The organism is Mesorhizobium sp. C399B (assembly GCF_030323185.1).
In the GTDB taxonomy this organism is placed as follows: Bacteria; Pseudomonadota; Alphaproteobacteria; order Rhizobiales; family Rhizobiaceae; genus Mesorhizobium.
In genome coordinates, this window is sequence record NZ_CP100472.1 from 3,355,790 (window position 1) to 3,369,269 (window position 13,480).

A 13,480-nucleotide genomic window follows, 5' to 3' on the forward strand; every position below is an offset into this window, starting at 1 on the left:
ACTGAAGAATTGAGGAAAAGGAGGTCCGGATCGGTCTCCCTTTCACCAGTTCTTCAATTCTTCAGCTCCTCAATTCCTCTACCCCCTCCACTATCCCCGTCAGAAACGTCGCGAGATCGTCGGTGACGAAATCGACGTCGTCCTCATTGGCCGGATCGCGTTCCCAGATCTCGGCAAAGGTCGGCTCGAAATTGCGCGGCACCACCAGCACCGTGGTCATGCCCAGTGATTTCGGCACCTCGAGGTTGCGGGCGAGATCCTCGAACATCACCGCATTGTGTCCGGTGACGGCGTGCAGTTCGGCAAACTTCTCATAGGTCTGCCGCGACGGCTTCGGCGTCAGCCCGGCGGCGACGATATCGAAAATGTCGTCGAAATGGTCGAGTATGCCGAGCTGGCGCGCGGTGCGCTCGGCGTGCCTGCGGTCGCCATTGGTGAAGATGAACTTGCGGCCGGGCAGCTGGCGGATGGCGGTGCCCAGCACCGGATCCGGCACCAGCCACGAATAGTCGATGTCGTGCACCTTTTCGAGAAAATCGTCGGGGTCGATGCCGTGGCGCGTCATCAGCCCGTTCAGCGTCGTGCCATATTCGAGATAGAGTTCCTTCTGCAGCTTGCGCGCTTCCTCGCGCGGCAGCGTGAGCAGTTCTCCGACATAGGCCGTCATCTTGACGTCGATCTGCGAAAACAGATTCGAATGGTGCGGATAAAGCGTGTTGTCGAGGTCGAACACCCAGTCGGTGACATGGGCGAAGCGGGCGGGATCGGGCAGCGTGGTCATGGCGTCCTTATGGCATGAAATATCTGCCGTTCGAACCCCTTTCTGATGTAGAGCTTATCCACAACCTATGTGCATCTAGAGTTGTAAAAATGGGCTCACCATTCAAATTTTAGCCATCACGGAAAGGTGGCCTTCAGGGCTTGCTGGCACAGAGACGGTTCAGTGGGAGCCAGCGATGAGTCGCATAGTCTTAAAGTCCGCCGCGGTCGCATTCGGCTCGGTAGCCATCTCGCTTTTGCTGACGCTGATCATCGTTCCGGCCATGGGTTTTCCGGTCGACCGCACTGTCTGGCTGACATCGACGGTGTGCCCGCTGGCGCTCGCCTGGATCGCCTGCGCCAGCACCTTCTGGCAGAGCGACCGACTGAAAAACGCGCATCGCGATCTCGCCCGCGCGCATGCCCAGCTCGCCGCCGCGCATCGGCGCCTGTCGGCGAAGGCGAGCCGCGACGACATGACCGGCATGCTCAACCGCGAGAGCTTCTTTGCCGCGTTGGACGGCTCGCGGCGCAAATCCGATCGCGGCGCGCTGCTGATCATCGACGCCGACCATTTCAAGGCGATCAACGACAGTTTCGGCCATCTGACCGGCGATGACGCACTGCTGTTGATCGCCAGCGCCATCGAGCGCGGCGTCCGCAGCGGCGACGTGCTTGGCCGCATTGGCGGTGAGGAGTTCGGCGCCTTCCTGGTCGGCGCTACGGAAGCCGAAGCCCGGCGCGTGGCCGAGCGCATCCGCCGTGAAGTCGAGCTGGTCCGCTTTCGTCCGGTCGACGAGCGCACGGTGCCGCTGACCGTCTCGATCGGCGGCATCACCTGTGCGCAAGATGCCGATGTCTCGGACCTGATGCGCGCCGCCGACCGCCGGCTCTACGAGGCCAAGCACCGCGGCCGCAATTTGTCGATCCTAGACCGGGATATTTCCGAAGCTGCCTGAGGTGTTGGTGGTGGGGCTGTTAACGGATCGCCGACATTGTTTCCACGCAACTGCGCCGTTTACCGGGTTGTAACTCGTTTACAGGCAAGCCTTGGCACGGGCATGGCATGTCTGGCCGGTACGTGTGCCGTTCAGGGAACGCTATGCGTGGATCGAAGCCCCCATCCAGAGACGTGTCATGAGTTTGTTCATCAGGAAAATATCGCGCCGCACCATCGTGCAGGCGCTGATTGCGATGCCGGCGCTACAGCTTTTTCGCAAGCTGCCTGACAGCGACCGCCCCCCATCCGATCCCGACGAGATCGTCGTGGTCAATGGCTGGATCCTGAAGCGGAGCGATCTGGTATGATCTTCGACAGCTATGAGGCGTTTCGAGCCTCGGATTTCAAGCCCAAGGTCTGCATTCTCGGCTCCGGGCCGGCCGGCACCACCATTGCCAGAAAGCTCGGCGCCGCCGGCATTCCGGTCGTGGTGCTGGAGGCCGGCGCACGCGAATTCAGCGACGAGTCGCAGGATTTCTACCGCGGCTCCACGGTCGGCGATCAATATTTCGATCTCGACATCACCCGGCTGCGCTTCATGGGCGGGTCGTCGAACCACTGGGCCGGCTGGTGCCGCGTGCTCGACAAGCAGGACTTTGAGCCCAAGGCATGGGCGCCGGACACCGGCTGGCCAATCGCCCGGACCGACATCGAGCCCTATCTGTCCGAGGTGCACGACATACTCGAGCTTCCCGACTTCAAGCCCGATGTGCCGATTTCAGACGACATACGCTGGGTGCAGCTGATCAAGAGCCCGGCCGTGCGCTTTGGCGAGAAATTCTCCGACGAGCTCGACAAGAGCAAGAACATAGCGCTCGTGCTCAACACCTATGCCACCGAACTTGCCGGGGACGGCAAACGAGTGACCGGCGCCAGGCTGTGGTCGAACGGCAAGGATGCCGGCGCCTTCAGCGCCGATTATTTCATCGTCTGCGCCGGCGGGCTGGAGAATTCGCGGCTGCTTCTATGGTCGAACCAGCGCTCGAATGGCGGCGTGGTGCCGAACGCCACGGCACTTGGCCGCTACTGGATGGAGCACCCGACCTTCGAGGGCGGCAATGCCATCCTGGCCGATTACAGGGAGTTCGAGGTCGATGCCGTCAACGAGGCGTTCTTCTCGCCGACGCTCGCCGCCATGGAGCGGCTGCAGATCATGAATTTCGGCATACGCCTGATCGAGACGCCCTATGCCGGCGTCAAGAGCCTGATTGCCGACCTCGCCTGCACCGCGCCCGAGGCCGCCGAATGGGTCGCCTACCAGCTCAGCCAGAACCTGCGCTGCGCCGCCCAGCTCTACGTCGCCTGGGAACAGGCGCCGCTGGCCTCGAACCATATCGAATTGTCGAAGACCGATGTCGACCGTGCCGGCGTGCCGCGCATCGAGCTGCACTGGAAGAAGTCGCCGTTGGAGCGCCGCACCATCCTCGAGGGGCTCAAGCTGTTCGGAACGACGCTGATCGAGAAGGACCTCGGCCGCGTCCGCATCATGGACTGGCTGACCAATGGCGAGGACTACCCGACGGATGAGGAACTGGCCGGCCACCATCATATGGGCGGCACGCGCATGGGCACCGATATCACCAAGAGCGTGGTCGACGCCAACTGCAAGGTGCACGGCATGGACAATCTCTATGTCGGCGGCTCGTCGGTGTTCTGCACGTCGGGCGAATGCAACCCGACGACGACGATCACCGCACTTGCCTGCCGGCTAGGCGACCATCTGACCAAAGTAATCACGGTGTGACGAAGTCATCCCCGGTGTGACGAAGTCATTACCGTCTGATTGTCAAAAAAGCGAACGGCGCGACAGGATTGCTACCGGCGCTACCCATGCCTTGGTGTCGAAACCCTCGGAAATCAGCGCCAACGAGATCTCCCTCCCCTTTGGGGAGGGATTAAGGGTGGGGGTAGGTGCCGCGCAAACCCTTCAGGATTTGCTAAACCGTCGCTGGATCCAGCGCCGGCTGCCCCTTGCGGCGGGCGACGATCGCCTTGAAATCGGCGGTCCGGAACGCATCGCGCAACACGTCGAAAGACGGCAGCACGAAATAGGCGCGCTGGAACTTGTCGATCTCGTAGCCGGTGCGCATCACCGTTTCGAGGTCGAAGGGCACGTGGTGCGCGTCAGGGCTCGCGACGGCGAACTGCAATTCGGTGAACGACGACATCAGCCCGGCGCCGAAAGCTTTCCGCTTCTGGCCCTCCTCCTGTATCAGCCCGTATTCGGCGGTGTACCAGTAGAGCCGGGTGATCATCTCGTCACCGCCCAGCGCAATCACGCTCTCGGCTTTTTCGCCATACATCTGCATGAAGTCGGCAAACACCGGCTGCGTCAGGATGGGCACATGGCCGAAGAAGTCGTGGAACATGTCGGGTTCGACGATGTAGTCGAGCTCGTCCTTGGTGCGCAGCCAGTTGGTCACCGGAAAGCGCCGGTTGGCGAGATGGTCGAAGAAGGGCGCGGCCGGGATGAGGCCAGGCACGGCGACGATTTCCCAGCCGGTCAGCTTGCGCAGCTTGTCTGAGACCGCGCCGAAATCCGGGATCTTGTCGAGCAGGCCGAGCGCGGCGATCCCATCGAGATAGGAATGGTGCGCCAGCTTCTGCGTCAGCTTGGTCTGCCGGTCGCACAACGTGCGCCACACCGCCTGTTCGTCGGCGCTGTAGTTGTAGCCCTGCGCCACGGTGAAGTCGGAACGGCAGACCGAATAGTCGCCACGCAGGCCTTGCGCCGCGCAATCACGGGCATATTCGGCAACGCTCATCGTCGTCATGGTTCTTCTCCCCTGATCGTGACACTTGAATATGTCCGCAGAGTCTAGCGGCGGCCGGCGAGGCAGTTCAGCTTTGATGATGGCTTGGGTCCATGATTTGGGGTAAAAATCACCAAGCAGAAGCTGAAAGAGAGTGAAAATGCCTCAGTTCGACGATTTCGAGATCAAGATGCTGGATGTGCTTCAGCGCGATGGACGCAAGCCCGTGTCCGAACTGGCGCAGGAGATCGGCCTGTCGACGACGCCTTGCGCTCGCCGCTTCGAGGCGCTGCAGGAGGCCGGCATCATCAAGGGCTTTGCCGCCGTGCTCAACCGCCGCGGCGTCGGCCTGATGGTCGAGGTGTTCATCCAGGTGCGGCTCACCAGCCACAGCGACGGTTCGCCCGAAACCTTCATCGCCGCCGTGCAACGCATGGATGAAGTGTCGTCATGCTGGACGATGACCGGCGACCACGATTTCCTGCTGCACGTCATGGTGCCGTCGGTCGACGAACTCAACGCCTTCGTCATGCACCGCCTGATGCGTCTTGCCGGCGTGCGCGACGTTCACACCCAGCTGGTGCTGCAGAACATCAAGGGCCCGGGCCACGTGCCGCTCGCCCACCTCAGGCGGTAGGACACGCACCGCCATTTCTGCGGAAAAGCTGCACGCAAACTGCTGAACGGAGCCCAAATGCGAAACTGAAACGCCGGCTACGCCATGCGGACCGTCGCTCAAAGGTCCGTCATGAACATCGTGCTGATCAATCCGCCGCACACCGCCATCGGCAGCCGCGTGCCCGATGACCATCTGCCACCGCTCGGCCTGCTGGCACTGGGCGGCCCGCTTATCGAAGCCGGCCATAAAGTCCGGCTGGTCGATGCCGAATTCGGGCCGATGCCGTTGGAAACGCTGGTGCGCGATGCGCTCAGCGGCCAGCCCGATTGCATCCTGATCGGCCATTCCGGCTCGACCTCGGCGCATCCCACCGCGCTCGCGATCGCCCGCATGGTCAAGGCGCTCGAGCCGGCGACGCTGGTGATCTATGGCGGCGTGTTCCCGACCTATCACTGGCGCGACATACTGGCGGCGAGCGATGTCTTCGACTTCATCGTGCGCGGCGAGGGCGAGGCAACCATCCTTGCCCTGGTCGTGGCACTGGACAATCGCCGGCCACTGGCCGATGTCGCGGGCATCGCCTATCGCGACGATCTCGGCCGCCCCTTCGCGACGCGGCCGGCCGGGACCATTGCCGATCTGGACGAGTACCGCGTCGGCTGGGAGCTGATCGATCACCGCCGCTACAGCTATTGGGGCGGCAAGCGCGCCGTGGTCATGCAGTTTTCGCGGGGCTGCCCGCATCTGTGCAACTATTGTGGCCAACGCGGTTTCTGGACCCGCTGGCGGCATCGCGACCCCAAGAAATTTGCGCAGGAGATTGCCTGGCTGCACCGCCAGCACGGCGTCGAACTGATCAACCTCGCCGACGAAAACCCGACCGTGTCGAAGAAGGTTTGGCGCGCCTTTCTCGATGCGCTGATCGCCGAGAACGTGCCGGTGCTGATCGTCGGCTCGACCCGGGCCGACGACATCGTGCGCGATGCCGACATCCTGCACCTCTATCGCAAGGCCGGCGTCATCCGCTGGCTGCTCGGCATGGAAAACACCGACCAGCAGACGCTTCAACTGATCCGCAAGGGCGGCAGCACCTCATCCGACCGCGAGGCGATCCGGCTGCTCCGCCAGCATGGCATACTGTCCATGGCGACCTGGGTGGCGGGGTTCGAAGATGAGACCTTTCGCGATCTGTGGCGCGGCTTTCGCCAGCTGCTTGCCTACGACCCCGACCAGATCCAGGCGCTCTATGTCACGCCGCACCGCTGGACGCCGTTCTTCCGCATCGCCAAGGACCGCAAGGTGATCCAGACGGATGCCCGGCTGTGGGACTACAAGCACCAGGTGCTGCAGATGACCCGGCTGAAACCGTGGATGCTGTTCTTCTCGGTCAAGCTGATCGAGGTCGCGGTGCAGTCGCGGCCGAAGGCGCTGGCGCGCATTCTCTTCCACCCCGATCCCGAACAGCGCCATTCGATGCGCTGGTACACCCAAATGGGCCGCCGCGTGTGGTTCCGCGAGGTCTGGGGTTTCCTGGCCCGCGACCGCCGCCTCAAGGATGGTCCGACGCTGGCTGAGTTCTGGGGCGCTCCGCAGGATGCTGATGAGGAATCCATGCTCGTCATGCGCCCGTCGCGCAAGCCGGCCGAAGCGGCTGTCGCGATCTCGGCCGGCACCTGACCGGCTCGCTGCCATTCATAGATACGTACCGTATGCGTATTGACATACGCGGCGTATGTACCCACCTCATGCATACGGGACGTATGTGAGTGCCCCGGACAATGGAGTGAAAATGACCAAACGTGACGCGATCTTTCCTGCCGGCAGGCAGGCTCTCTACGAGATCAATCGCTATTCTGCTGCAATCCGATCGGGCGATCTTTTGTTTGTCTCGGGCCAGGTCGGCAGCCGCGAGGACGGGTCGCCCGAACCTGTCTTCGAAAAGCAGGTCCAGCTTGCCTTCGACAATCTCGCGGCAGTGCTGAAAGCAGCGGGCGCCACGTTCGACGATATAGTCGACGTGACCACCTTCCACACCGATCCGGCAACGCAATGGCCCGTGATCGATGCCGTTCGGCTGAAGGTGTTCGGTGAACCGCCCTACACCAATTGGACGGCGGTCGGCGTCAACTGGTTAGCCGGCTTCGACTTCGAGATAAAGGTCATCGCGCGCCTGCCCCAGCCTGCCTAAGGGCTGGCCAGCCGACCAACTGGCCGCCAAGCCAGTTGCCGATCAGGGCACGATTAGCGTGCCGGCGCCGTGTTCGGTGAACAGTTCCAGAAGCACCGCATGCGGCGTCTTGCCGTTGAGGATGACGACGCCTTCGACGCCGCGCTCGATCGCCTCGATGCAGGTCTCGACTTTGGGGATCATGCCGCCCGACACCGTGCCGTCCTTGATCAGCGCCTTGGCTTCGGCCACCGTCAGCTCGTCGATCAGCTTCTTGTTCTTGTCGAGCACGCCGGGCACGTCGGTCAGGAACAAAAGGCGCGTCGCCTGGCAGGCGCCGGCGATGGCGCCGGCGAAGGTGTCGGCATTGATGTTGTAGGTATGGCCATCGCGGCCGGGCGCCACCGGCGCCAGCACCGGGATCATTTCGGAGCGCGCCAGCAGGTCGAGCAGGGTGCGGTCGACTTCGACCGGTTCGCCGACGAAACCGAGATCGAGCACACGCTCGATGTTGGAATCCGGGTCGATCATGGTCTTGCGCGCCTTTTCGGCGAACACCATGTTGCCGTCCTTGCCGCACAGGCCGATCGCCCATTCGCCCTCGGCGTTGATCAGCGCGACGATCTCCTTGTTGATCGAACCGGCCAGCACCATCTCGACGATTTCGACCGTCTTCTGATCCGTGACGCGCAGTCCGCCTTCGAACTTGGATTCGATGCCCATCTTGGCCAGCATGGCGCCGATCTGCGGCCCGCCGCCATGGACGACGATCGGGTTGACGCCGGACTGCTTCAGCAGCGCGATGTCACGGGCGAAAGCCTTGCCGAGCTCGATATCGCCCATGGCATGACCGCCATATTTCACCACCACCGTCTTGTGCTCGTAGCGCTGCATATAGGGCAGGGCCCGCGAGAGCAGGGCGGCCTGCATTTCGGCGGTGGCGGTGATCTCCGTCATCGGCATGGTTCCCTGGATGTGGGTAAGGACGGCGGCGTCTTAGCGGGAATTGGCCCAGGCCGCAAACAGCTTTGCTATCACGATGATGAAATCTGCCGGATCAGGCCGGCACCTTGAGCGGCGCCCGCCGCGTCAGCCACCCGGAAACCTTCTCCATCTGCGCAGCAAGCGACAAAAGCGTCCTGCTCGTCGCCGGGGCGGCCGACGGCCTGGATGCCGAGCGGCAGGCCGGCATCGGTGACATGGACCGGCAGCGCGATCGACGGCTGGCCGCTGACATTCTGGATCGCCGGCCAGTGGTGAACCACAGGCTCTTGTCCATCAATTGCCCAAACAAGGATCTGATCTCCAAGAGACGGGTCAAATGCAATTTGTCGAGCAGGTTTTCGATGAGCTCGTCGGCCCCCTTCGGGTCCATGGCGCCTCAGGCAAGCGGCGGATGCGCAATGATCGGGTTGCCTCGGCGCGCGCGATCGCAGCATCGACAAGGTCTGGCGGCGAGATCTCGCCTCTGTGCAACAGCTCTGCCAAGCCGGTCGCATCGTTCTCCCACAGCATCCGTTCGGCCGACATTGCTGTTCCCCTATCTGCGGGAGGCTAACGACAGCCGATTTCCTTGGCAACCGACCGGCGATTACTGGCGATCGGGCGCGGACATCGATTGCGTGGACAACAAGATTTCTGCCTTTGCAAATAAATCGTGATCGCTTAGCTTGTCCGTATGACGCCGCAGGATATCTCCACCCTGATTGTCCGGACCTCGATGAAGGATCGGACTGCGTTCGATCTGCTTTACCGGCAAACCAGTGCGAAACTTTTCGGCGTGTGCCTTCGTGTATTGAAGGATCGCGGAGATGCGGAAGAAGCGCTGCAAGAGGTCTTCGTTAAAGTGTGGACGAAGGCGGACCGTTTCGCTGTTTCCGATCTAAGCCCAATCTCCTGGCTGGTGGCCATAGCACGCAATCATGCGATTGATCGCATCCGGTCGCGACGCAAGCCCGCTGCCGATATCGATGCCGCGCTCGACGTGGCTGACCCCGGTCCGGGGCCAGAGGCTATGGTTGTTGCGGGCGGTGAATCCGAGCGCATCTATCAGTGCCTTGAAGAGTTGGAACAAGACCGGGCGCAAGCCGTTCGGGGTGCTTATTTGAACGGCGAAAGTTACGCCGAGCTCGCGGAACGTCACAAGGTTCCGCTCAACACGATGCGGACATGGCTGCGCCGCAGCCTGTTGAAACTTAGAGAATGTCTGGAAAGATGACCCTGGCAGAAGAAAATGGACCGGAACGTGGAGGCGACGACCTGCTCGCAGCCGAATACGTTCTCGGCGTGCTGCCGGCGGATGAGCGCCAGATAGCCTCCGGACGCATCGACGCGGAGACCGGCTTTGCCCGTCTCGTCGATTCCTGGGAAGTAAACCTCTCGCCGATGGCTGCCGCTTATGCTGAGGTAGAGCCGCCGGCCACCATCAAGCCGGCTATCGATCGCCGGCTGTTCTCCTCCACCGCGGCGTCGACGACGGCCCCGAGCGGCAGCCTGTGGTCCAGCCTTAGCTTCTGGCGCGGCCTCACCGCAGCGGCTCTCGCGGCCCTGGTGCTCTATGTCGCCGTGCCTTACGTCAGGTCGCCGGTCGTCGTGCCGCAGGAGCGCCTCGTCGCCTCGCTGGCTGCCGAAGGCAGCGATGTCAAATACCTTGTCGTCTACGACGCTTCCCGCCGCGATGTCGGCCTGTCGCTGGTTTCGGGCGAACGCGCCGCCGGCAAGGACTTCGAACTGTGGATGATCGAAGGCAAGAATGCTCCGGTCTCGATGGGCGTCATCCCCGCCGGCCAGGTCGCCCATATCCCGGTTACCCCGGCCGTGCAGCAGAAGCTGGCGCAAGGCGCCGTGCTTGCTGTCAGCGTCGAGCCGACGGGCGGTTCGACGACGGGACAGCCGACCGGACCGGTCGTTGCCGCGGGCGACCTGAAGGGCATCTGATAGATCGTAAAACCATGACGTGACAATGAAGACAGCGGAAGTACATCTTCCGCTGTTTTCGTTTTGGATACGCTGCTGGAGATTAGAGGTTCGATCTGGGAGATTAATTCGCCGACAAAATAAAGGAAATTTTTCCCGGCGCGCGGAAACTCAGGCAGGTCTATTTCGTATCTCCTCTGTTCCGAAAGAGGAAACAATAACCCCGAGGAGTTCGAACACTATGCGTAGAATCGCCACCCTTTTGCTCGCCGGTACCATTGCCGTCTCCGCCCTCGCCACAATCGCCTATGCCGAGAATCCGATGGTTGGCGGCGCCGCCATGTACGCCAACAAGAACATCGTCGAGAACGCCGTCAATTCGAAGGATCACACGACACTGGTCGCCGCCGTCAAGGCTGCCGGCCTGGTCGAGACACTGCAGGGCGCCGGCCCGTTCACCGTCTTCGCGCCGACCAATGAGGCCTTCGCCGCGCTTCCGGCTGGCACGGTCGAGTCGCTGCTCAAGCCCGAGAACAAGGACAAGCTCACCAAGATCCTGACCTGCCATGTCATCGGCGCCAAGGCGATGGGCGCCGATGTCGCCTCGATGGCCAAGGCCGATGGCGGCACCCACAAGGTCAAGACGGTCGGCGGCTGCGAGCTGTCGCTCAAGGCCGATGGCGGCAAGGTCACCGTAGCCGACGAGAACGGCAATGTCGCCAATGTCACGATCGCCGATGTCGAGCAGTCGAACGGCGTCATCCACGTCATCGACAAGGTCCTGCTGCCGAAGATGTAACAAAGCCCCTGCCGCCGACGAACAGGCGGTAAGCTCTCTGATTGCGCGGCTCCCCCTTCGCGGGCCGCGCAATCTTCCGAGCGCTCCACGCCGTCCGCCACAAAACGCGGAGCCGGCTTGGAGCGTTCGGTTTGCAGGGCAACCGTCACCGGCTTTTGATTTTCCAGTGGCGGCCAAATCTGGCAAAATGATCCGCAGGAGGATTTCCGTCATGAACCGTCGCGACTTGCTTTTGAGTGGCGTCGCCTTTGCGGCCGTCGCCGGCGCCTTGGCAACGCTACGCTTGGGCGGAACCCAGTCCGCCAGAGCTGCCGAAACCTTCGAGGTCACCAAGACCGACGCCGAGTGGCACGCCATCCTGTCGGATGAAGCCTTCAATGTGCTGCGCAAGGAAGGCACCGAATATCCCGGCACCAGCCCGCTGCTCAACGAGCACCGCAAAGGCATTTTCGCCTGCGCCGGCTGCGACCTGCCGGTCTATTCCTGGGAGACCAAGTTCGATTCCGGTACCGGATGGCCGAGCTTCTGGCAGGAGATCGCCAACAGCGTCGGCAAGACCACGGATCGTTCTCTGGGCATGACCCGCACCGAGGTTCATTGCCGCCGCTGCGGCGGTCATCTCGGCCATGTCTTCGATGACGGTCCCGCACCCACCGGCCTGCGCCACTGCATCAACGGCGTTGCGCTCAGCTTCAAGCCGGCCACTGCCTGACCGTTCGGCGTCTTTAGCGGGGTGGGGATTTGGCGCCGGCGTGACGACCGCCTCCTATCTCTTGAAATGGAGCGAAAACAGTCAACTTCAAGAATTGGCAGACGGCTTTTTATGCGTAGATTCCGCAGCCCTAACGAGAGGGCCAGAACCTATGCAACCAACCAAAGCACGGGCTCGCGACGGCGAGCCCAAATCGACCGCCAAATCGACCGACGGTGTTGATGCGGACCGGCCGCGAATATCCCATTTCGTGGTGATCGCCGGCGGCGGCCCGACCGGGTTGATGCTGGCCGGCGAGCTTTCCCTGGCCGGCATCGATGTCGCCATCGTCGAGCGGCGCGAGAACCAGGACCTCGCCAGCGCGCGCTCGGGCGGCCTGCATTCGCGCACCATCGAGATCTTCGACCAGCGCGGCATTGCCGATCGGTTCCTGTCGCAAGGCCAGACCGCACAGGTCGCAGGCTTCGTCGGCGTTTCGCTTGATATCAGCGACTTCCCCACCCGCCACAATTACGGGCTGGCGCTGTGGCAAAAGCACATAGAGCGCATCCTTGCTGACTGGGTCGAGGAGCTTGGCGTCACGTTCTACCGTGGCCGCGAGGTGACAGGCTTGGTGCAGGATGGCGGCGGCGTCGATGTCGCGCTGAGCGATGGCGGGTCGCTTCGTGCCGATTATCTCGTCGGCTGCGACGGCGGCAGAAGCCTCGTGCGCAAGGCGGCGGGCATCGAGTTCCCCGGTTCCGAGCCGACAACCAGCAATTTGATCGCCGAGATCGAGGTAACGGAAGAGCCGCAATGGGGTATCCACCGCGATGCCATCGGAATTCACGGCCTCAGCAGACTGGAAGACGGTACGGTGCGGGTGCTGGTGACCGAACGCGAGGTCGGGGCCGGCGGCGTGCCCACATTGCATGAGCTCAGCGAGGCGCTCATTGCCGTCTACGGCACCGATTACGGCGTCCACAATCCAACATCGCTGGCCCGCTTCACCGACATGACCCGGCAGGCAGCCTCATACCGCAAGGGGCGGGTGCTGCTGGCAGGCGACGCCGCGCACGTGCATCCACCGGACGGTGGACAGGGGCTGCAGACCGGCGTGCAGGACGCGGTCAATCTGGGCTGGAAGCTCGCCCAAGTGGTCAGGAAAACTGCGCCCGAAAGCCTGCTCGACAGCTACCAGGCAGAGCGCCACCCGATTGCCGCGCGTGTGATGAAAAACACCATGGCGTCGGTCGTGCTCCGTCGCGAAGACGAGCGCACCAAGGCGCTGCGCGATACAGTGTCGGAACTTCTCGGCATGGAAGAGCCGCGCAAGCGTTTTGCCGGCATGTTGTCCGGCCTGGACATCCACTACGATCTTGGCGAGGGGCATCCGCTGCTGGGGCGTCGCATGCCGGATCTCGACCTCGTCACCGCTGCCGGTCCGCTGCCGGTTTTCGCCCTGCTGCACGACGCTCGGCCGCTGCTGCTTAATCTAGGTGAGCCCGGCGCTTTTGGTATCGGCCAGTGGGTGGAGCGGATTCAGCTGGTCGACGCCAGCTACGATGGCGCAGGGTGCTGGGGGCAGTCGAAGCCCCACGCGCAGTGCTGGTCCGGCCTGACGGTTATGTGGCCTGGGTCGGCGGCCCTGAAGCAGCCGGGCTAACCGACTCGCTGACCAAATGGTTTGGGCCGCCTGCCGCAGCATAGCGCGCCGGGTGTTCGACCAAGGAGCTTGACAACGATCGATGCTTAAGCGTGACCCCGGAAATCGGG

Annotated in this window: 15 protein-coding genes and 1 pseudogene; 12 read left to right on the forward strand and 4 right to left on the reverse strand. The window is 62.7% G+C overall.

All coding sequences use genetic code 11. The features are described from left to right. Nucleotides 1-61: 61 nt before the first annotated feature. Nucleotides 62-781, reverse strand: coding sequence for a pyrimidine 5'-nucleotidase (locus NLY36_RS16190; protein ID WP_023687469.1), 720 nt, complete (start codon nucleotides 779-781; stop codon nucleotides 62-64). A 175-nt stretch (nucleotides 782-956) separates the two neighbouring features. On the opposite strand from NLY36_RS16190, the gene NLY36_RS16195 reads away from it, so the two are divergent. From NLY36_RS16195 to NLY36_RS16205, 3 genes are all read left to right on the forward strand, one after another. Further along, nucleotides 957-1,718 (forward strand): GGDEF domain-containing protein, encoded by a 762-nt coding sequence (locus tag NLY36_RS16195; protein WP_023696034.1) that lies wholly within the window; start codon nucleotides 957-959, stop codon nucleotides 1,716-1,718. A gap of 178 nt (nucleotides 1,719-1,896) precedes the next feature. Then, a complete protein-coding gene (locus NLY36_RS16200) occupies nucleotides 1,897-2,067 on the forward strand; it encodes a hypothetical protein (protein ID WP_023736964.1) in 171 nt (56 codons plus the stop codon). After that, nucleotides 2,064-3,503, forward strand: coding sequence for a GMC oxidoreductase (locus tag NLY36_RS16205; RefSeq protein ID WP_023725317.1), 1,440 nt, complete (start codon nucleotides 2,064-2,066; stop codon nucleotides 3,501-3,503). The genes NLY36_RS16200 and NLY36_RS16205 overlap by 4 nt, the downstream gene beginning before the upstream one ends. A gap of 193 nt (nucleotides 3,504-3,696) precedes the next feature. On the opposite strand, the gene phhA is transcribed toward NLY36_RS16205, so the two are convergent. After that, complete coding sequence (gene phhA / locus NLY36_RS16210) at nucleotides 3,697-4,533, reverse strand: phenylalanine 4-monooxygenase (protein WP_023732756.1); 837 nt, start codon at nucleotides 4,531-4,533, stop codon at nucleotides 3,697-3,699. A 139-nt stretch (nucleotides 4,534-4,672) separates the two neighbouring features. On the opposite strand from phhA, the gene NLY36_RS16215 reads away from it, so the two are divergent. The 3 genes from NLY36_RS16215 to NLY36_RS16225 all read left to right on the forward strand — a co-directional run bounded on the left by NLY36_RS16215 (nucleotide 4,673) and on the right by NLY36_RS16225 (nucleotide 7,319). Beyond that, nucleotides 4,673-5,149, forward strand: a complete 477-nt coding sequence (locus NLY36_RS16215; protein WP_023728109.1) for an Lrp/AsnC family transcriptional regulator — start codon at nucleotides 4,673-4,675, stop codon at nucleotides 5,147-5,149. Between the two features lie 111 nt (nucleotides 5,150-5,260). Further along, nucleotides 5,261-6,808 carry a magnesium-protoporphyrin IX monomethyl ester anaerobic oxidative cyclase gene (bchE, locus tag NLY36_RS16220; protein WP_023736963.1) on the forward strand — a complete coding sequence of 516 codons (1,548 nt, stop codon included), beginning with the start codon at nucleotides 5,261-5,263 and terminating at the stop codon, nucleotides 6,806-6,808. A 112-nt stretch (nucleotides 6,809-6,920) separates the two neighbouring features. Then, complete coding sequence (locus NLY36_RS16225; RefSeq protein WP_023687463.1) at nucleotides 6,921-7,319, forward strand: RidA family protein; 399 nt, start codon at nucleotides 6,921-6,923, stop codon at nucleotides 7,317-7,319. A gap of 42 nt (nucleotides 7,320-7,361) precedes the next feature. Here NLY36_RS16225 and argB read toward each other — a convergent pair whose 3' ends face one another. Both argB and NLY36_RS16235 read right to left on the reverse strand, forming a co-directional pair. Beyond that, nucleotides 7,362-8,255 (reverse strand): acetylglutamate kinase, encoded by an 894-nt coding sequence (gene argB / locus NLY36_RS16230; protein WP_013528489.1) that lies wholly within the window; start codon nucleotides 8,253-8,255, stop codon nucleotides 7,362-7,364. Between the two features lie 77 nt (nucleotides 8,256-8,332). Further along, entirely contained in the window at nucleotides 8,333-8,563 is a 231-nt protein-coding gene (locus NLY36_RS16235; protein WP_023696030.1) for an amidase family protein, read from the reverse strand. Between the two features lie 56 nt (nucleotides 8,564-8,619). Here NLY36_RS16235 and NLY36_RS16240 point away from each other — a divergent pair, with 56 nt between their 5' ends. The 6 genes and pseudogenes from NLY36_RS16240 to NLY36_RS16265 all read left to right on the forward strand — a co-directional run bounded on the left by NLY36_RS16240 (nucleotide 8,620) and on the right by NLY36_RS16265 (nucleotide 13,414). Next, nucleotides 8,620-8,856: a hypothetical protein gene (locus tag NLY36_RS16240; protein WP_023696029.1), complete on the forward strand. Its 237-nt coding sequence runs from the start codon at nucleotides 8,620-8,622 to the stop codon at nucleotides 8,854-8,856. A 120-nt stretch (nucleotides 8,857-8,976) separates the two neighbouring features. After that, entirely contained in the window at nucleotides 8,977-9,516 is a 540-nt protein-coding gene (locus tag NLY36_RS16245) for a sigma-70 family RNA polymerase sigma factor (RefSeq protein WP_023673234.1), read from the forward strand. Further along, on the forward strand, nucleotides 9,513-10,235 hold the full coding sequence (locus NLY36_RS16250; protein ID WP_023736962.1) for an anti-sigma factor: 723 nt from the start codon (nucleotides 9,513-9,515) through the stop codon (nucleotides 10,233-10,235). The genes NLY36_RS16245 and NLY36_RS16250 overlap by 4 nt, the downstream gene beginning before the upstream one ends. Before the next feature lie 220 nt (nucleotides 10,236-10,455). Beyond that, complete coding sequence (locus NLY36_RS16255) at nucleotides 10,456-11,013, forward strand: fasciclin domain-containing protein (protein ID WP_023687459.1); 558 nt, start codon at nucleotides 10,456-10,458, stop codon at nucleotides 11,011-11,013. 211 nt (nucleotides 11,014-11,224) lie between these two features. Then, the gene (msrB, locus tag NLY36_RS16260) at nucleotides 11,225-11,725 is read left to right on the forward strand and encodes a peptide-methionine (R)-S-oxide reductase MsrB (RefSeq protein ID WP_023736961.1); all 501 of its coding nucleotides are present in this window, start codon (nucleotides 11,225-11,227) and stop codon (nucleotides 11,723-11,725) included. 283 nt (nucleotides 11,726-12,008) lie between these two features. Then, nucleotides 12,009-13,414: pseudogene (locus tag NLY36_RS16265) on the forward strand (FAD-dependent monooxygenase). The last annotated feature ends 66 nt before the right edge of the window (nucleotides 13,415-13,480 follow it).